Below are 18,902 nucleotides of genomic sequence, written 5' to 3' on the forward strand. Positions count from 1 at the left end.
CGTCAGCTTTCGGTCAGATGCGAGGTGTCACCCTCGCGCGTGACTGCAAGGAATTGTGCCCGGCTGCGCAGGGCCTCGAACAATTCCGGGCCGGTGCCGGTCAGCCAGGCCTGGGCGCGCAATGCGCAAATCTCATCATAAAGCGCGGCGCGGCGGTCAGCGTCGAGATGGGCCGCGACCTCATCCAGCAGCAGGACCGGACTTTCCCCGGTCAGTGCCCGGGCATTGGCGAGGATCAGTGACAACAGCAGCGCCTTTTGCTCGCCGGTCGAGGACAGGGCGGCGGGCATCTCCTGTGGTCCCCAATATGCGCCAAGATCGGCGCGATGCGGGCCGGTCAGCGTGCGGCCTGCGGCCATGTCGCGGCTGCGCCCTTCCGCAAGCCGGGCGGCAATGGCGTCGGGATCGGTGTCGCAGCCATGCCCCTCACCCGCAAGCAGGGTCAGGCGGGCCGCGGGAAAGGCGGTCTCGGCCCCCTTTTGCGCGGCCATGATCCGGTCGATCGCATCCAGCCGGTTGCGGGTTACTGTTGCACCGGTCTCTGCCATCTGTGTCTCAAGCGCGCGATACCAGGCGGCATCGCGTATCCCTTCACGCAGCAGGCGATTACGTTCGCGCATAGCCTTTTCATAGCCAAGCGCATCTTCGGCATGCGAGGGTGTAAAGCTAAGCGTCACCCGATCAAGAAACCGGCGCCGCTGTTCGGGTGCCTCGGTCCACAGCCGGTCCATGGCAGGGGTCAGCCAGATCACCCGCATCAGACGGCCAAGCGCAAGCTGGGTCGCGGGCTTGTCGTTGATCACCACCTCGCGGGGTTGGCCGGGCAGGGCGCGGGTCAGGACCTGATGATCCCCGATTCCGGCACGGATCTGCCAGCCGATTTCCGGCCCTTTACGGGCCTGATCACCGGGCGCCACGCCACGCATACCCCGACCGGGCGAGAGCATCGAGATTGCTTCAAGGATATTGGTCTTGCCCGCCCCGTTGGGTCCGTGGATGGCAACGGGGCGGTGGTCGGCCTCGATTTCCAGCCTGGCCCAGCTGCGAAACTGGGACAGGTGCAGGCGGGCCAGCGTCACACGCGCATCGGCATGACGACATAAACGGCTGAGGTATCCCCGCCTTCGCGGATCAGCGCCGCGTCGCCCGAGCCGTTGAACAGGAAGACGGCGTTCTCACGTTCGATCTGGCTGGCGATCTCGTGCAGGTATTTGGCGTTAAACCCGATTTCCAGCGGTTCGTCGCCATAGGCAACCGGCAGCTCTTCTTCGGCGGCACCGGCGTCGGGCGCATTGACCGACAGGATCAGCCGGTCCTCGTCCAGCGACAGCTTGACCGCGCGCGAACGTTCGCTGCTGACCGTTGCCACGCGGTCCACCGCGCGTGCAAAGTCACTGGCATCAACCTCAAGCTTGCGGGCGTTCGAGGCGGGAATCACCCGGCTATAGTCGGGGAACGTGCCGTCGATGACCTTTGAGGTCAGCGTGATGGTCGGAGTCGCAAAGCGCACCTTGGTCTCGCTGACCGAGACGGCGATATCAGCTTCGTCATCCTCAAGCAGCTTGCGCAGCTCGGCCACGGTCTTGCGCGGCACGATCACGCCGGGCATCTCATCGGCACCGGCGGGCAGCGGAGCGTCGATCCGGGCCAGCCGGTGACCATCGGTCGCCACGCAGCGCAGGCTGGGACCATCCTCGGTCTGGGCGACATGCATGAAGACGCCGTTCAGATAATAGCGGGTTTCCTCGTTCGAGATCGCGAATTTCGACTTGTCGAACAGGCGGCGCAGCACGGCCGCAGGGGCCGAGAAATTGGCGCTGTATTCCGACGAGGACATGACCGGAAAATCCTCGCGCGGGAGGGTGGCGAGGCTGAAGTTCGACCGTCCCGCCTGCACCGAGAGCCGCGCCGAGGTCGAGTCAAGACTGACCTGAACCAGCGATCCGTCGGGCAGTTTCCGGGCAATGTCGTTCAGCATCCCGGCCGAGACGGTGGTCGCGCCCGGCCGCTCGACCTGCGCGGCGGCGCGGTCCACAATCTCGGTATCCAGATCGGTGGCGCGAAAGCTCACACCCTCGGGCGTTGCCTCGATCAGCACGTTGGCGAGGATCGGAATGGTATTGCGCCTTTCGACGACGGACTGGGCCTGGGATACGGCCTTCACCAGATCGGCACGTTCGATCGAGAATTTCATGGTCCACCCTTAATATCTTCAGGCCATTTTCCGCATCTTTCGTCGCGGGGCGCCAATGTGGCACAATTCCGCGTCGGGTCAAGCAGATGCGTTCAGGCCTCTAGCAAACGGCGCAGCAGGTCGATGTCCTCGGCAAGGCTGCGGTCCGCGCTGCGCAATTCCTCGATTTTTTTCACGCCATGCATGATGGTGGTATGATCGCGCCCGCCAAAGCGGCGCCCGATTTCCGGCAGGCTGCGCGAGGTCATCTGTTTGGCCAGATACATGGCGATCTGCCGCGGCCGTGCGACTGTGCGCACCCGCTTGGGGCCGATCATATCCGCAAGGCGGATGTTGTAATGCTCGGCCACTTTGCGCTGGATTTCCTCAATCGAGACCTTGCGATCATTGGCGCGCAGGATGTCGGCAAGGCATTCCTGCGCCATGTCCAGGTTGATCTCGCGCCCCATCAGGCTGGCAAAGGCGAATAGCCGCTGCAGCGCGCCTTCAAGCACGCGGACATTCGAGGTGATACGATGGGCCAGAAACTCCAGCACGCCCGGCGCGATCTGCAGGCCCGGATATTGGTTGCGGAACGATTCGGTCTTGCTTTGCAGGATGCCCAGCCGCAGCTCGTAATCGGTCGGGTGCAGATCCACGACCAGACCGCATTGCAGGCGCGACTTGATACGTTCTTCCATATCCTTGATTTCGCCCGGGGCGCGGTCGGCCGAGATGACGATTTGCTTGCCCTGATCGACCAGGGTATTGAAAGTGTGGAAGAATTCTTCCTGCGTGGAATCCTTGCCGGCGATAAACTGCACATCATCGACCATCAGAACCGAGACGGTGCGAAACAGCTCCTTAAAGTCCATCACGGTGCGGTCGCGCAGCGCCTGCACAAAGCGGTACATGAACTGTTCAGCCGAGAGATAAAGTACCCGCGCTTCGGGGCGGCGGACCTGAATTTCACGCGCGATGGCGTGCATCAGGTGGGTCTTGCCCAGACCGACGCCGCCGTAAAGAAACAGCGGGTTAAAAGTCACCGGGCCGCCTTCGGCCACGCGGCGCGCGGCGGCATGGGCCAGCTCGTTCGGCTTGCCGACGACGAAATTTTCAAAGGTAAAGCGGCTGTCGAGCGGTGCGGTCAGCTCTTCGTCGCTTTGGGTGCGGGGCTGTGACGGGCGCTTGACCGCAGGGGCAGCGGCTTGCCGGGCGGTCTGGCTGCGCGTCTCGAACTGCAGCCGCTGCACCGGGCCACCCATACGGTCGAGCACCTTGAGGATGTCGTCGCTGTAGTGACGCGAAACCCAGTCGGACAGGAAACGGGTCGGGCTGGCGATGGTGGCGGTGCCGTCCTCGACGCCGGTCAGACGCAGAGGCTCGATCCAGGTCGAGAAACAGTCGGCTCCGACGATCTTCTGAAGTTCTTCACGCGCCTGCCCCCAAAGTCTGTCCATCTCGCCCAGTTCCGTCTCTTGTCCCCACATGCCGCCGGCATTTTCCGGCGTGAGACGATTCAAAGCCGCACCTGAACGCATGAAATCCGGCAACAAAAGACCCCCCGCCGCCAAGGCGACGTATGGGCCGTCAGGCGGCCGGAACTTCCAGACACGCAACGCATACCGGTGGCAGCCGGCTTGCGCATTGTCGGTAGCGGATCTCAATTTGATCCCGCTGCCCTCTGAATGTCGGTGGCAGACCGACACTTCAGAGCATGTCCCCCAGGTGCGACGTGAATCGCAGGGAACAAGCTAGCAAGAACCACAGCAGGCCAGCAACCGATCTTCTCGCTTGACAGCCACTTTGGCCGATCGAATCTCACAGAACCGCGACAGCGCCGTGACGGACCGTCAAGTTACTGAAAATTCAAACGGAAACTGGTGTTCGGCCATAAAGAAAGGCGCATCCGGGCTGGACGCGCCTATGGGTATCTCTATCAAGAGTTGCCAAAATGCCGCAGCGGCTTAGGCCGAAGCGAGGGCGTTCACGCGGCCGGCCAGACGCGAGATTTTGCGCGCCGCGGTGTTCTTGTGGACGATGCCTTTGGTCACGCCACGCATCAGCTCAGGCTGAGCGACGCGCAGGGCTTCGCGAGCTGCTTCGATATCGCCGCTGGCGATGGCCTCTTCGACCTTGCGCAGGAAGGTGCGGATCCGCGAGCGGCGTGCCTTGTTGATGGCGGTCCGGCGCTCAAGCTGACGCGCGCGCTTTTTCGACTGAGGCGTATTTGCCATGGGTTCTGTGTCTCCAAATCTCGTATCTCGGTTACGCAAAAGCCCACGGCACCGCCTGATCAGGCGGACATGATTCTTGCCTTAAGCGGGCCCACGCGCATGTAAGCCCGGGCCTATACAGCGGACCGGTGCAAATGCCAAGCGGGAATCACTTGTCGCGGAACTGCGGCTCACGCTTTTCCAGAAAAGCGGCCATGCCTTCCTTCTGGTCCTCGGTTGCAAAGAGCGACAAAAAGCAACGCCGCTCAAAAAGGATACCCTCGCGCAAAGTGGTTTCATAAGCGCGATTCACAGCCTCTTTCGCGGCCATGATGGCAATTTGTGACTTCTCGGCGATCTTCTTGGCGGCGGTCAGGGCCTCAGGGATCAGCTTTGCTGCTGGAACCACCCGGCTCACCAGGCCCGATCGCTCAGCCTCGGCCGCATCCATGAACCGGCCGGTCAGGTGCATTTCCATGGCCTTCGACTTGCCGACAAAACGGGTCAGTCGCTGGGTGCCACCGATACCGGCGATCACGCCCAGATTGATCTCGGGTTGACCGAATTTCGCGTTATCGGCACAGATGATAAAGTCGCAGGCCATGGCAAGTTCACAGCCACCCCCTAGGGCATAACCTGCGACGGCCGCGATGATCGGCTTGCGCGTCGCGGTGATGCGATCAACCTGCGCGCCGAAAAGATCGCCCGTATAAACATCGACAAAGCTCTTGCTGGCCATCTCTTTGATGTCGGCCCCTGCGGCAAAAGCCTTTTCGCTGCCGGTCAATACGATGCAGCGCACTTTTTCATTCCGGTCGGCCTCGGCCAGGGCATCGCCCAGCTCGTCCAGCAGCTGTGAGTTCAGCGCATTCAATGCCTCTGGCCGGTTCAATCGGATCAGCGCCACATAGTCGTCGATCTCAACGGTGAGGGTCTGGTAAGCCATCGACTCTTCGCCTTTTGCAAACAAGCTGACCGCGAGTTCTAGCAAAAGCACAGTGGCAAGACCAGCATTGCTCTTCCGTGCTGCAAATATCCCCGCCGGAGGCAGCCGCCGCAGGCGGCTTTACCTTTGACAGACCGGGCAAAAATAGCTCGACCGTCCCGATTGCACGATCCGGGCGATGGCGCCGGTACAGCCAGGGGTCGGGCAGGGAGCCCCCTCGCGGTCATAGACGCGAAAGGAATGCTGGAAATAGCCAAGCTCTCCCGTCGCCTGCCGGTGATCGCGAAGCGATGAGCCGCCTGCGGCGATTGCTTCCTCAAGTACCGCCCGGACATGATTGACCAGCGCCGCTATCTCGGCCTCAGCGACCGCGCCTGCCAGGCGGCGCGGGTCGATACCGGCACGGTAAAGCGCCTCCGAGACATAGATATTGCCAAGCCCAGCCACGATTCGCTGATCAAGCAGCGCCGCTTTGATCGGCATGCGCCGCCCGGCAAGGGCCTGTACCAGCTTTTCTGGCGTAAAGGTGTCCGACAGCGGTTCGGGGCCCAGATGGGCTAGTAGCGGGTGGCTCTCTCCCGGGGCGACCAGATCAATCAGGCCGAATCGCCGCGCATCGTTAAAGGTGATGCGCGTGCCCTCCTCGGTCCACAGCACGACATGGTCGTGGCGCGGCAGAATCGCCGGGTCGCGATGAAAGTCGCCCTGACTTTCCCCCTCGATCAGCATCCGCCCCGACATGCCCAGATGCAAAAGCAGGCTGCCGCGATCCTCAAGATCGGCAAGGATATACTTTGAGCGTCGGCGCAGACCCGTCACCCGCGCACCGGTCAGCACCTGCACCAGATCGGGGGGCAGGGGACGGCGCAGATCGGGGCGGCGGGCCTCGGCGCGGGTGATGATGCGGTTTGTCAGATGCGGCTCAAGGCCGCGCCGGACGGTTTCGACCTCTGGCAGTTCTGGCATTTTCTTCCTGTTCGTCGCATGGTGCGGCCGCGTCCCCTGCTATGGCGCGCGGCGCACTTTAGGACTATCTGGGCGCGAAACGACGGATGGACAAGCGACATGATCCCTGAGGAGCCAAAGAATACCCATTTCGGCTTTCGCACCGTGGCTGAAAAGGACAAGGCCGGGCTGGTCCATGGCGTCTTCTCGCGCGTCGCCTCGCGCTATGATGTCATGAATGACCTGATGAGCGCCGGCGTTCATCGCCTGTGGAAGACGGCGATGATGGACTGGCTGGCGCCGCGCGACGGTCAGCACCTGCTGGATGTGGCGGGCGGCACCGGGGATATCGCCTTTCGCTTTCTCGAACGTGCGCCGGGGGCACGCGTCACTGTCTGTGACATGACCGAATCGATGCTGGTCGAGGGGCGCAAGCGCGCCGAGGCCGGCAAGCTTGCCGAGCGTCTTGCCTGGGTCACGGGCGATGCGATGCAGCTGCCCTTTGCCGATAACAGCTTTGACCGCTACACGATCAGCTTCGGCATTCGTAACGTCACCCGCATTCCCGATGCGCTGGCCGAGGCGCGGCGCGTGCTCAAGCCCGGCGGGCGGCTGATGGTGCTGGAATTCAGCCAGATGCCGGTGCCGATGCTGCAATGGCTCTATGACCGCTATTCCTTCAACGTGATCCCGGTGATGGGCCAGGTCGTCGCAGGCGACCGCGACAGCTATCAGTATCTGGTCGAATCGATCCGCCGCTTTCCGGATCAGGAAAGCTTTGCCGCGATGATCCGTGAGGCGGGCTTCGGCCGTGTGCAATGGCGCAACCTGTCCATGGGAATCGCCGCACTGCATTCCGGCTGGAAGCTCTGAATGCGCGGGCCGCATAACATCTGGCGCCTGATCCGTACCGGCGCCACGTTCGAGCGCACCGGCGCGATGAAGGTTGCGCTGGATGCGATGAATGCACCCGCCCATATCCGGGTCGCGGCGCGTATCCTTGGCTGGCCCTTTGCCTGGCTTGGCTACAAGGGCGATCCGAACCTGCCACCTGTTACCCGCGCGATTACCGCGCTGGGGCCGGCCTATGTGAAATTCGGCCAGATCCTCTCGACCCGCCCCGATGTGGTGGGGATCGAACTGGCCAATCAGCTTTCCATGCTGCAGGACCGGCTGTCGCCATTTTCACAGGATCAGGCGCTGCGCACCGTCGCTGCCGATCTTGGCCGTCCGGTCGGGACGCTGTTCAGCGAATTCTCTGAACCTGTGGCTGCGGCCTCGATCGCGCAGGTTCATCGCGCGCGGCGCATCGACAACGGACGCGAGGTCGCGGTCAAGGTGCTGCGTCCGGGCATCGAGGCGGCCTTCCGCCGTGACATCGACGCGTTCCATTTCGCCGCTGCGATGATCGAGGCGCTGTCGCCCGCGACCCGTCGTCTGCGCCCGCGCGACGTTATCAGCCATTTCGAATCGGTTGTCGCCGGAGAGCTGGACCTGCGGCTGGAGGCCGCATCCGCCTCGGAGTTCGCCGAGAATACCTCGGGCGATGAGGGCATGGCCGTACCTGTCCCTTACTGGCATCTCAGCGCCCGGCGTGTGCTGACGACCGACTGGGCCGAGGGCATTCCGATGGGCGATATCGCTGCGCTCAAAGAGGCCGGCCATGACTTGCCAGCCTTGGGCGGGCGAGTGTTGCAGCTGTTTCTGCGCCACGCGCTGCGCGACGGTTATTTTCATGCCGACATGCATCAGGGCAACCTGAAGGTGGCAAGCAATGGCGATATCGTCATCTATGATTTCGGCATCATGGGTGAGATCGACGAGTATACCCGGCGGGTCTATGCCGAGATCCTGATGGGCTTTATCCGCCGCGATTATGAGCGGGTGGCGCGCGTGCATTTCGAGGCGGGCTATGTCCCGCGCGACCGCGACATCCGAGAGTTCGCCCGTGCCCTGCGTGCGGTGGGCGAGCCGATTTTTGGCGCCGATGCCAGCCGCATCTCGATGGCCAATCTGCTGGCCTATCTGTTCGAGGTCACCGAACGTTTCGGCATGGCCACCCGGACCGAACTGCTGCTGCTGCAGCGTACGATGGTGGTGGTCGAAGGGGTCGCGCGCTCGCTTGATCCGCAGATCAACATGTGGGAGGTCGCGCGGCCAGTGGTTGAAAGCTATATCCGCGACAATCTCGGCCCTCGGGCGGCTGCGCGCGATCTGACCCGCGCCGTGCAGGTGCTGGGCCGCTTTGCCCCGCTTTTGCCCGAGTTTCTTGAGCGTGGGATGCCCGAACTGCTGCGCGAAACCCCAGCGCCTGCGCAGCCGGGCAAGGGGCGCGGCTTTTGGGGTGGCGTCGTGCTGGGCGCGGTCGTTGCCCTTGCAGGGGCGGTGTTGGGCGCATGGCTGCTATAGTTCCCGCCATCATGCGGCCGACGGGGCTTGAGCCCACCTCGGCTTTCGCCTAACCCATTCAGCCATGCGTATTCTCTATCTTGGCGATGTAATGGGGCGCGCGGGCCGGCGCGCGGTTGCTGAGGGGCTTGGCCCGCTCAAGGAACGTTTGGGTGTCGATTTCACCATCGTCAATGGTGAGAACGCATCAGGCGGCATGGGACTGACCGGAGGTCATGCCAAGCTGATCCTTGATGCCGGTGCCGATTGCATCACTCTGGGCGACCATGCTTTCGACCAGAAAGAGATGCTGTCCTTTATCGAGGCAGAGCCGCGCATCATCCGGCCGCTGAACTACTCAAAGGCCGCCCCTGGCCGGGGTGCCCGGGTCTTTGAGGCGACGCGGGGCCGCAAGGTTCTGGTGGCGCAGGTGCTGGGGCAGGTTTTCATGAAGCGGCCCTTTGATGATCCGTTCTCGGCCATCGAAGCGGTGCTCAAGGCGCATCCGCTGGGCGGGCTCGTACAGGCCAGCGTGGTCGACATCCATGCCGAGGCTACCAGCGAAAAGATGGCGATGGGTCACTGGTGCGATGGCCGCGCCAGTCTGGTCGTCGGCACCCATACCCATGTGCCGACTGCCGATACGATGATCCTCAATCGCGGCACGGCTTATCAGACCGATGCCGGGATGTGCGGCGATTATGACAGCGTGATCGGCATGGATAAGGCCGAGCCGCTGCGCCGCTTTCTGACCGGAATGGTGTCCGAGCGTTTCGCCCCCGCCGAGGGCGAGGCGACGCTGTCGGGCGTTCTGGTCACCACCGACGACCGCACGGGTAAAGCCGTGGCGGTCGAGCCGGTGCGTCAGGGTGGCAGGCTGGCAGTTACGCAACCCTCTGTCTGATCCGCGTCTGTTTCCGGCGCTTTAACTTGCCGCGGCGGGGAAAATAATTCTATCTCCCATCGAAAGGGCCGTGATTTCGCGGCGCTATGGAAACAGGTTGGCATGTTGGGTTTTGAACTGACCGGCTCCACTGCGGCTGTCACGATGCTGATTATCGTGACGGTCATGTTTATCGAGTTTATCCGCGAACGCCGCCCGCCAGAGGTCATTGCCATCGGCACTGCGGCGGTGCTGATGATTTTGGGTCTGTTGCCGGTCAAGGACGCAGCTTCGGTGCTGTCGAACTCGGCGCCCTGGACGATCGCCTTCATGTTCCTGATCATGGGGGGGCTTCTCAGGACCGGTGCGCTTGAGATCATGTCGCGGCTGGTCACGGCGCGGGCTGACAAGCATCCCCGGCTGACCCTGTGCGGGCTGTTTGGCTTCGTCATTGTCGCCTCTGCGATCATGAACAACACACCCGTCGTGGCGGTGATGATCCCGATCTTTATCCAGCTGGCGGTGCAGCTTGGCACCTCGCCGTCGAAATTCCTGATGCCGCTCAGCTATTTCACCATTCTGGGCGGGATGATCACGCTGATCGGGACCTCGACCAACCTGCTGGTCGATGGTGTTGCGCGCGAAGCGGGGATGACCCCCTTTACCATCTTCGAGATCGCACCGGTCGGCATCGCCATCACCCTTGCCGGGATTGCCTATTTCGTGCTGATCGGCTGGAAAATTTTGCCCGAGCGTACCTCGCTTGCCGGATTTCTGGGTACCAGGCGTGAGATGAAATATTTCACCGAAGTCGCCGTCCCCGAGGATTCCAGCCTTGTCGGCCAGCCGGTCCTGACCGCGCCGATCTTCAAGCGTGATTCGGTGCGGGTGATCGACGTGCTGCGGGGCGATGCCTCGCTGCGCCGCAATCTGGAAGAGGTGGTGCTTGAGCCGGGCGACCGCGTCGTGCTGCGTTCGGAAATGGCTGAACTGCTTGAGATGCAGGCCAACAAGAACTTCCAGATGGTCGATAAGCTCAGCTCGGTTGCGACTGAAACGGTCGAGGTGCTGATCTCGCCCGGTGCGCGGCTGGTCGGGCGGCGTCTGGGCGACATGCGTTTGCGCCGTCGCTATGGCGTCTATGTGCTTGCTGCGCATCGCCGCAGCCAGAACATCGGTCGCCAGCTTGATGATCTGGTGGTGCAGGTTGGCGATACGCTGCTGCTGGAGGGGGCGCCCGAAGATATCGCCCGCCTCGCCGCAGATATGGAGCTGGTCGACGTCTCGCGCCCCTCGGCGCGGCCGTTCCGGCGCTCAAAGGCTCCGATTGCCATTCTGTGCCTGCTTGCGGTCGTGACGCTGGCGGCGGTGGATACGGCACCGATCATGGCGCTGGCCTTTGTCGCCGCGGCGCTGATCCTGATCACCCGCTGCGTCGATGCCGAAGAGGCGTTCTCTTTTGTCGATGCGCGGCTGATGGCGATGATCTTTGCCATGCTGGCGGTCGGAGCGGCGATGGAGCATACCGGCACTGTCAACCTGGTGGTCGAGGTTATTTCGCCCCTGTTGCAGGGCCTGCCGCCCTTTGCGACGCTTATCGCGGTCTATTTCCTTGGGCTTGTGATGACCGAGGTGCTGTCGAACAATGCGGTCGCCGTGCTTTTGACCCCGGTGGCGATTGCCCTGGCAAAGTCGCTTGGCCATGATCCACGTGCCTATGTGGTGGCGGTCATGTTCTCGGCCACCGTTGCTTTTGCCACGCCCATCGGCTATCAGACCCATCTGATGGTCTATGGCCCCGGCGGCTATCGCTTCAGCGATTTCGTCAAGGTCGGCGTGCCTCTGGACATCATCTGCGGCATTGTCGCCTGCCTGACCATCCCACTGTTCTGGCCGCTGTAAGTTTGCCACCTGCCAGGCCGGGATCAGCCCTGCGAGAAACCCTCGCGGACGGCAGTCCCGGCCTTGGCGGCCAATGTCTTGCGGGTCTCACCCCCGACCGGGATCGGATCGTGCAGCCGTACGGTGACCGAGCCTTGCGGAGACTGCGCCAGCACCGCCAGCAGATGCGGCCCCAGATCCATGTCGCCCCACCACCCATAAAAGCGCGGATCGCGGCCTTGCGGCGCGTGATAGGTCGCGCTCATCGGCTGGATCGCCAGATCCTCGGGTAGCGAAGGGTCCAGAAAGCCCTGAAACAGCGTCGGCTTAAAGGGCAGCACACGCTGCCCGTCGCTGCTGGTCCCTTCGGGGAAAAACAGCAGGCGGTGGCCGGCGCGGGTGCGGGCGGCAAATTCCTCGGCCTGTTCGCGTGCCAGCTTGGGGTCGCGGGTGACGAAATGCGTATTCGTGACCCGGGTCAGGATATTGATGCCCGGCCAGCCCGCGACCTCGGCCTTTGAGACAAAGAACACGGGCATGGCCGCGTTCAGGACAAAGATATCAAGCCAGCTTGAGTGGTTGGCCACCACCGCGCCCGGGCCGCGCAAGGGCTGGCCGATGCAGCGCCATTTCAGTCCCAGGATCCACAGGCAGATGCGGCAGACGCCCTGAACCCATGGCCCGGTCAGGGGGCGGCGCGGGCCGGTGAACAGCCGCTCGGCTGTTCGCAGGGGTACGATCAGCAGGACACCGATCAATAGGACAAGGATGATCCCGCCGCCGCGCAATGCAACGCGCAGCCAACCCATGGCGCCGGGGCGCGGCAGGGCAGGCGGCGGCACCGTGTCCCGCCATGTGGCACGGTTGCCCTCGCTCATGGCCGTGGGCGGGTCTCGTAGAATTTACGGTGCTTTTCCGACATGGCCTTGGTGTCCACCATCAGAAAGACATCAGTTGTATTAAAGGCGTGATCAAGCCATGCGCCTTCGCCGACCATGCCGCCAAGCCGCAGATAAGCCTTGATCAACGCCGGCATCGCCTTCATCGCGGTGCGGCGGTCAAGCTGGTCGGCCGGGATCAGGTCCATGGCATGATAGCCATCGGCACGGGCATGGGGGCGGATCGTTTCAGGCGCCAGATGGTGATGATACAGCCAGCTCAGCGACTGGGCCAGCGCCCCGATATCGGTGCCGTGGAATGAGGCAACGCCGAACAGGATCTCGATCTCGCGCGCCAGCACGTATTCGGCCAGCGCGTTCCAGATCAGGAACATGCCAGATCCGCCGCGATATGCGGGATCAACGCATGAGCGGCCCAGTTCCAGCAGCGACCGGCCCGAGGTACGCAGCGGTGCCAGGTCGTATTCACTATCACAGTAAAAGCGGCCAAAGCTTTCTGCCCGCTCGCCCGACAGCAGGCGATATGCTCCGACCACATGGTCCAGATCATCGCGCGAACGGCGAGCATCGACCAGCACCAGATGATCGACGACGGGGTCGAACTCGTCACGTTCGAATCGGCCCTGATGATCGACCAGAGCACCGTCTCCGCCCAGCTCTTCGACAAAGACGCGATAGCGCAGGCGCTGCGCTGCCAGCAGATCAGCTTCGTCCGTGGCGAGACGGGTTGAGAAATAAGACGTTTCTGGCGTCATGGTTACGGCTTGGAACCCCGCCTTTTGTATCAGGGCCCGTGTCTAGGCGGGAGCACGAGACATTGCAACCGCTTAGCGCGGCTAATCACAGGATAACCGGTTGTGGCGATTGACTCGCGCTAAAGTTGAATTAGTCTAGCCTTATTGGTCGAATGGGTCAGTGGTGACGAGTTCAAGATGGATATGTTTGCCGTTGACTACCTGTTTGCCGGCATTAGCAAAATTGATGGTGATGCGATCTCCGATCCGCGACTGGACTTGTCCGGTCCCCCATTCGGGCGCCCCCGGGTGGCGTACGATCATGCCCGGCTCAAGGATTTCGTTCATCTCGCGCCCTTTTTACAACCATGATGCAGGCTAATTCCCCATGGATGATCTGACAATCCGCCACGTGCCCGACCCATCCGAGGCGCTATCACCCGAATATCTGGCGACGCTGGTCGCTGCCCGGATGTGCCATGACATCGTCTCGCCCTTTGGCGCGATCGGGAACGGGCTGGAGTTGTTGCAGCTTTCGGGCGCTTATCCGGGCATCGGGGCCAGCGCAGAGATGCAACTTATCGCCGATAGCGTCGATGCCGCACGGGCGAGGCTGCATTGGTTCCGCATGGCCTTTGGTCATGCCAAGCCGAACCAGCGCGTGGGCGTGCCCGAACTGGCGTCACTGCTGGCCGCGGACGAAAAAGGTGGCCGGTTGCGCATCCGCCTTGAGGCCGAGGGCGACCTGCCCCGGATGGAGGCGCGTATGATCCTGCTGGGGCTGATGTGCTTTGAGACTGCCTTGCCCTGGGGCGGCAGTGTGCTTGTCTGCCGGGGCGCGCAGGGCTGGCGACTGATGGCCGAGGCCAGCCGCGTGCGTCAGGACCCGGCGCTGTGGTCGTGGCTTGACCTGACAACCGGCCGGGAACGACCCGAACCAGCCGCGTCAGAGGTGCATTTCATGCTGCTCTCGGCCTGCGCGCGCGCCGCCGCCCGTCCCCTCAAGTGGGAGTTGGACGATATCGGGGGTGAGATCTCGTTCTGACCGGCTGAGCCGTACGGGCTTATGCTGGAAAATACCTGAGGGATGCGCCATAAGTCAGCGCATCCCTTGTGTTTTCTTTAGGTGCGGACGGTGCCGTCACCGATGACCAGATATTTAAAGCTGGTCAGCTGTTCTGCCCCCACAGGCCCGCGCGCATGCATCTTGCCGGTGGCGATGCCGATTTCAGCACCCATACCGAATTCGCCGCCGTCGGCGAACTGGGTCGAGGCGTTGCGCATCAGAATGGCGCTGTCGAGCCCTTTGAAGAAGCGTTCGGCGGTCGCGTCATTTTCGGTCAGGACCGACTCGGTATGGCCCGAGCCAAAGCGACGGATATGGGCGATCGCCTCTTCCACACCATCGACCAGTCTGACGGCGATGATCTTGTCGAGGAATTCTTGCCCGAAATCCGAAGGCTCGGCGGGGATCGTACCCGGGATCTTTGCCAGTTCACCTTCGGCCCGCACCTCGACCCCGGCGTCCAGCAGATCCTGGACCAGGACTGTGCCGTGTTTGGTGTAGAACTGCCAGTCGATCAGCAGGCATTCAGCTGCGCCGCAAATGCCGGTGCGCCGGGTTTTGGCGTTCAGAACCACGCGGCGAGCTTTTTCAAGATCGGCGTCGCGGTCGGCATAAACATGGCAGATACCTTCGAGATGGGCGAAAACCGGCACGCGGGCCTCGCGCTGGACCAGTCCGACCAGTCCCTTGCCGCCGCGCGGCACGATTACGTCGATGAACTCTTGCGCCCGCAGCATTGCGGCCACCGCTTCGCGGTCGCGGGTCGGCACCATCTGGACCGCTGTCTCGGGCAGACCGGCCTGGCGCAGGCCGGCAACCAGCGCCTGATGGATCGCAGTCGCGCTGTTCAGGCTTTCGGATCCGCCGCGCAGGATCACGGCATTGCCAGCCTTTAGCGCCAGCGCCGCCGCATCCGCGGTGACGTTCGGCCGGCTTTCATAGATCACGCCGATGACACCCAAAGGGGTCGCCACGCGCTGGATATGCAGCCCGTTCGGCCGGTCCCATTCTGCAAGAACCCGTCCGACCGGGTCGGACTGTTCCGCGACTGAGCGCAGGCCATCGGCCATGGCGCGGATGCGGTCGGGATCAAGCTTCAGCCGGTCCAGCATGGCTGGCGACAGACCTTTTTCCCCGGCGTGGTGCATGTCCAGAATATTGGCGTCGAGGATCGCATCCCCGGCCTTCAGGATTGCATCGGCGGCACTGATCAGGGCGGCGTGCTTACGCTCGGCCGTGGCTTCGGCCAGCACCGAGGCGGCTTCGCGCGCTTTGCGGCCCATATCCGCGATCAGAGCATCGGCTTCGGAGTTGGTCAGGTCTTTCATCGCAGCGGTCTTTCCTTGCATGACGCATGAAATAGGCGTCGCCGGGCCGAAAAACCAGAGAGAAAGGAAAAGTGCAGGGATATGCGCGAAAACGCTAAGCGCATTGACCCTGCGAAGAAAGCGTCTTTCAGGAGCGGGGGACAGAACGAGAGCATAGCGGGAACGATGCGCTTTACTGTAAACCAGAAATCCGGTGCCTGGCATGAGCCATGTAGCGATGAACCGGGCGTTCCAGCAGCGAGGTTTGAAGCCATCGGCCAAGCTGGTTCTGCTGGCGTTGGCTGACCGTGGCGCAGTTGCGGGGTGCGGGGTGTGAGAGTATGACACATGCTGCGCTTTGCGGCCCTGACCGGATCGAGTTTGTTGGCCTGTCGGCAAGCGGGCTGCGCGCTTGCCGTGATGCGCTGATCCCACTCGGAGCGCCTACTGCCTGTCCGGCTCGGTTCATGGTCCTGCTGATTGAGGATGATGGCGGCCAGACGGTGCTTTGGGACGGTGCCAGCTATATCCAAGCGATCCTTGAGGCGGAACGTTGCGCGGGTGACTGGCGGGTGCCGGTTCTTGTCCGGGGGGTGGTCGGGGCTTTGGGCCTTTAGCGGGGACCGGCGGAGGGCCCGGGCGCTACATTTGCTGGAAGTAGGCTTTCTCATTTCAGGTCAATGAGATGGAGAGGGCAGATGACGGGAAGGCAGAAAAACATGCTGGCGAAATAGGCAAAAAACGATCAACCACCACTGGATCGGTAGCGCATAGATTCAGTTTTGAAGCTGAACCGGCCGTTATGGGGTATGCGAGCCATCGCAGCATGCCTGGACGTTTCAGTCGATACTGCCCGCCGTTGGGCCGCAGATCCGGACAGTGGCATGCCCGTGCGCAGGCCCATGGGCCGGTGGTTTGCTGAAAGGGGCCAGTTGCTGGCATGGCGGCGTGGTCGCTGATGCATAAGTTTGCGACACATTTCTGCACTTTGCATGGTTTTGCCAGCTTCCGTCACCGCCGTTGCCGGTCGCATAAACTGGTCCATGAGCATCTGGACCACCCTGCGCAAGACCTTCGCGCCCGATAGGAAATCGCTGGCATCGCCTGACGCGGCGCTGGTTGAGATATTCGGCGCGGAGGCGACCACGACCGGGATCGTCGTCAGCACCTCGGCTGCGCTGCGCGTCCCTGCGGTTGCCAATGCGATCCAGCTGATTTCGGAAGCCGTTGCCTCGCTCGACGTGACGGTGAAGCGGATCGAGGGCCAGACCGAAATCGATGTGCCTGAGCATCCGGTGCTGGCGCTGCTGCGCGATGAGGCAAACGACTGGATGACCGGCTTTGAGCTGATCCGCCAGATCGTCCGCGATGCCCCGATGAGCGATGCTGGCGGGCTGGCATGGGTCAACCGGGTCAATGGCGAGGTGCGGGAGATCATCCGCTATCGCCCGAGCTTCCTGCAATTCGACCTCGACCTTGAGACCGGCGAACGCCGCTATCGGCTCAACAATCGCCCGATCCCGGCCCGCGATGTGATCCACCTTCTGCCGCCGCTTGACCGCTGCCCGCTGTCGCTGGCGCGAGAGGCCATCGGGATTGCGGTTGCTCTGGATCGTCACGCGGGCAAACTGTTCACGCGCGGTGCCCGTCCCTCGGGGGCGCTGAAGATCCCGAAAGGTATGGGCAGGAAGCGGTGAAGGCGGCGCGGGATGCGTGGCGCACGGCGCATGAGGACGAGGATCAGGGCCGCACGGCGATCCTTTTCGACGGGATGGATTTCACCCCGTTCACCTTTAACTCGACCGACGCGCAGTTTCTGGAAAACCGCAAGTTCCAGATTCAGGAGATCGCCCGCGCCTTCAACATCCCCAGCCCGATGCTGGGCGATCTGGAACGTGCGACATGGAGCAACTCGGAACAGAAGGGCCGCGAGTTCCTGAGCTACACGCTTGCGCCGTGGCTGCGGGTCTTGATGACGACGCGGCGGATTCCCCGAGCGCTGTGTTTCCATCCGCCCGACAAGGTGCGGGCACGGACGAAGGCCGCGCCGCTTCCCCGTTTCAGGCCCGGTCCCTTGGCGGAGCGCGTGGCCTTGCCGCCCTTCGTGGTCGCCGCCGATCTGGAGCGGGGCGACGATGACGACGATGACCGCGACGAGAGGCCGCCTGATGCTGGCGGGTAATCATCTTGACCTGCGTGAAAAAACTTCTGGTCTTGCCGGCCTTCGGCGTGTCGGATCGGATGCGGCCGGGCTTCGGTCGGAAGCGAAATTCATCATCGGCGCTCAAAGACACGCCGCCGGCCGGAAATGCCGAAAACCGCCCGGTTTCGGGCCATGGTGCCGGCCGAAACCCTGTAAAGCCAAGGCGTTGCGCCATGACGCGACGCGCGGCGTCCAAAACCAAGGTGCCGCCAGCGCCGCCCCAAAACAGTGTGCAGACAAGGGCCTGCCCAGAAACCGCCGCCGCACGGTGCCGGTTTCCTTTATCTTGCCCTCTTAATCGGTCGTGTTTGGCGAGACTTTGCATCCATCGTCGTTTTTCCTTCGGGTTACGAAGCTATACGCTTTTCTTGCAGGTATCACGCTGCTTCCTCCAGTCTTCGAGTTCCGATGCGCCTTGCACTCGTCCGCGCTTTGCGACGGGGTGTTCCGGCTGCATCTCGGCAGCGCCCGAACCGTCGCAGCGCATTTTTCCATCGGACTGACGGAGCATTGTCACAGGCACTCGGGCGCGGTCCGGTCGGTTGATGTCCGGTGCGGCCGCAGGCAAGATATCGTGCGTTCCGTCGTTGAATATCGTGCGTTCCGTCGTTGAATATCGTGCGTTCCGTCGTTGATGGTCTGCATCGGTCTTCATCCGCCGGAGCGGAGCTGGTGTGTTCAAATGGCGTCCGTCACCTTGCGGACGCGCTGCGTTTCAATTGCCGATGATCGGTTCATGCGTGCGCTCCCAGATGCTTGCGCGCATTGATCTGCGCGCGCTTGGCCGCGTCGGTTTCAGCCTCCGTCGTATCGCCGACATAGAAGGTCCCGTCGCTCCACATGGCATGCATGATTACCGCCAGCTTGCGTGCCACCGCCACCACCGCTTTGCGTTGGCAGGAACGTCTGGCGATCTTCTGGCCCTAGCATTACAGTTGCGTTTTCAGTTTGATATGAGCCTGTCTTGCTGCGGCCTGATGCGCCCTTCGCCACAATGACCATGCGATGATCTGCGCGGGCTGGATTTGACGCTGTGCCATGCGATTGGCGATGCGGCGGATTTCCTGGACAGACCATCGGATCAGGGGTAGCGATGGGGCCCGCGCATCGTTTTTGGGGGTGGTGCGACATTGGCATGATGGCGGATGACGGCCGTCATGGCGAAGGCCAGCATGACCAGGGAAACATGGCGGTGCCAGCCGTGCCACGAGCGCGTCTCGTTGTGATCGAGGCCAAGCTCGTTCTTCGCGGTCTCGAAACT

Annotated in this window: 17 protein-coding genes and 3 pseudogenes; 8 read left to right on the top strand and 12 right to left on the bottom strand. The window is 62.7% G+C overall.

The features are described 5' to 3' along the window. Positions 1-2: 2 nt before the first annotated feature. The 6 genes from recF to mutM all read right to left on the bottom strand — a co-directional run bounded on the left by recF (position 3) and on the right by mutM (position 6,301). Complete coding sequence (recF, locus tag M511_RS10285) at positions 3-1,079, bottom strand: DNA replication/repair protein RecF (protein WP_085502135.1); 1,077 nt, start codon at positions 1,077-1,079, stop codon at positions 3-5. Beyond that, positions 1,076-2,194 carry a DNA polymerase III subunit beta gene (dnaN, locus tag M511_RS10290; RefSeq protein WP_010394553.1) on the bottom strand — a complete coding sequence of 373 codons (1,119 nt, stop codon included), beginning with the start codon at positions 2,192-2,194 and terminating at the stop codon, positions 1,076-1,078. Before dnaN ends, recF begins: the two co-directional genes overlap by 4 nt. 92 nt (positions 2,195-2,286) lie before the next feature. Next, positions 2,287-3,633: a chromosomal replication initiator protein DnaA gene (gene dnaA, locus M511_RS10295; RefSeq protein WP_029371701.1), complete on the bottom strand. Its 1,347-nt coding sequence runs from the start codon at positions 3,631-3,633 to the stop codon at positions 2,287-2,289. A 507-nt stretch (positions 3,634-4,140) separates the two neighbouring features. Next, positions 4,141-4,410: a 30S ribosomal protein S20 gene (gene rpsT, locus M511_RS10300; RefSeq protein ID WP_010394551.1), complete on the bottom strand. Its 270-nt coding sequence runs from the start codon at positions 4,408-4,410 to the stop codon at positions 4,141-4,143. A 148-nt stretch (positions 4,411-4,558) separates the two neighbouring features. Next, on the bottom strand, positions 4,559-5,335 hold the full coding sequence (locus tag M511_RS10305; RefSeq protein ID WP_010394550.1) for an enoyl-CoA hydratase: 777 nt from the start codon (positions 5,333-5,335) through the stop codon (positions 4,559-4,561). A 120-nt stretch (positions 5,336-5,455) separates the two neighbouring features. Then, a complete protein-coding gene (mutM, locus tag M511_RS10310; protein WP_085502136.1) occupies positions 5,456-6,301 on the bottom strand; it encodes a bifunctional DNA-formamidopyrimidine glycosylase/DNA-(apurinic or apyrimidinic site) lyase in 846 nt (281 codons plus the stop codon). Positions 6,302-6,400: 99 nt separating this feature from the next. On the opposite strand from mutM, the gene ubiE reads away from it, so the two are divergent. The 4 genes from ubiE (at position 6,401) to M511_RS10330 (ending at position 11,453) form a co-directional block, all read left to right on the top strand. After that, positions 6,401-7,153, top strand: coding sequence for a bifunctional demethylmenaquinone methyltransferase/2-methoxy-6-polyprenyl-1,4-benzoquinol methylase UbiE (gene ubiE, locus M511_RS10315; protein WP_010394548.1), 753 nt, complete (start codon positions 6,401-6,403; stop codon positions 7,151-7,153). After that, positions 7,154-8,689, top strand: a complete 1,536-nt coding sequence (gene ubiB / locus M511_RS10320) for a 2-polyprenylphenol 6-hydroxylase (protein WP_085502137.1) — start codon at positions 7,154-7,156, stop codon at positions 8,687-8,689. A 64-nt stretch (positions 8,690-8,753) separates the two neighbouring features. Next, positions 8,754-9,572 (top strand): TIGR00282 family metallophosphoesterase, encoded by an 819-nt coding sequence (locus M511_RS10325; protein ID WP_010394546.1) that lies wholly within the window; start codon positions 8,754-8,756, stop codon positions 9,570-9,572. 102 nt (positions 9,573-9,674) lie between these two features. Further along, positions 9,675-11,453, top strand: coding sequence for an SLC13 family permease (locus M511_RS10330; RefSeq protein ID WP_010394544.1), 1,779 nt, complete (start codon positions 9,675-9,677; stop codon positions 11,451-11,453). A gap of 23 nt (positions 11,454-11,476) precedes the next feature. Here M511_RS10330 and M511_RS10335 read toward each other — a convergent pair whose 3' ends face one another. From M511_RS10335 to M511_RS10345, 3 genes are all read right to left on the bottom strand, one after another. Then, a complete protein-coding gene (locus M511_RS10335) occupies positions 11,477-12,310 on the bottom strand; it encodes a lyso-ornithine lipid O-acyltransferase (protein ID WP_010394541.1) in 834 nt (277 codons plus the stop codon). Further along, entirely contained in the window at positions 12,307-13,086 is a 780-nt protein-coding gene (locus tag M511_RS10340; protein WP_010394538.1) for an L-ornithine N(alpha)-acyltransferase, read from the bottom strand. Before M511_RS10340 ends, M511_RS10335 begins: the two co-directional genes overlap by 4 nt. Positions 13,087-13,227: 141 nt before the next feature. Then, on the bottom strand, positions 13,228-13,413 hold the full coding sequence (locus M511_RS10345; RefSeq protein ID WP_010394536.1) for a DUF3553 domain-containing protein: 186 nt from the start codon (positions 13,411-13,413) through the stop codon (positions 13,228-13,230). Between the two features lie 40 nt (positions 13,414-13,453). Here M511_RS10345 and M511_RS10350 point away from each other — a divergent pair, with 40 nt between their 5' ends. Continuing rightward, positions 13,454-14,110: a histidine phosphotransferase family protein gene (locus tag M511_RS10350; RefSeq protein WP_085502138.1), complete on the top strand. Its 657-nt coding sequence runs from the start codon at positions 13,454-13,456 to the stop codon at positions 14,108-14,110. Positions 14,111-14,187: 77 nt separating this feature from the next. On the opposite strand, the gene M511_RS10355 is transcribed toward M511_RS10350, so the two are convergent. After that, entirely contained in the window at positions 14,188-15,459 is a 1,272-nt protein-coding gene (locus tag M511_RS10355; RefSeq protein ID WP_085502139.1) for a glutamate-5-semialdehyde dehydrogenase, read from the bottom strand. Between the two features lie 446 nt (positions 15,460-15,905). On the opposite strand from M511_RS10355, the gene M511_RS19195 reads away from it, so the two are divergent. From M511_RS19195 to M511_RS10370, 3 genes and pseudogenes are all read left to right on the top strand, one after another. Beyond that, complete coding sequence (locus tag M511_RS19195) at positions 15,906-16,055, top strand: hypothetical protein (RefSeq protein ID WP_240547594.1); 150 nt, start codon at positions 15,906-15,908, stop codon at positions 16,053-16,055. Between the two features lie 426 nt (positions 16,056-16,481). Next, positions 16,482-17,620: pseudogene (locus M511_RS19590) on the top strand (phage portal protein). Then, positions 17,574-17,939 (top strand): hypothetical protein, encoded by a 366-nt coding sequence (locus M511_RS10370; RefSeq protein WP_138918305.1) that lies wholly within the window; start codon positions 17,574-17,576, stop codon positions 17,937-17,939. The pseudogene M511_RS19590 and the gene M511_RS10370 overlap by 47 nt, the downstream one beginning before the upstream one ends. 436 nt (positions 17,940-18,375) lie before the next feature. On the opposite strand, the pseudogene M511_RS19660 reads toward M511_RS10370, so the two are convergent. Both M511_RS19660 and M511_RS10380 read right to left on the bottom strand, forming a co-directional pair. Continuing rightward, positions 18,376-18,564, bottom strand: a pseudogene (locus tag M511_RS19660) (IS110 family transposase); the annotation flags it as partial. 158 nt (positions 18,565-18,722) lie between these two features. After that, a pseudogene (locus M511_RS10380) lies at positions 18,723-18,902 on the bottom strand (IS701 family transposase); the annotation flags it as partial.

It is taken from the genome of Paracoccus sp. J56, assembly GCF_019633685.1.
Taxonomy (GTDB): domain Bacteria; phylum Pseudomonadota; class Alphaproteobacteria; order Rhodobacterales; family Rhodobacteraceae; genus Paracoccus; species Paracoccus kondratievae.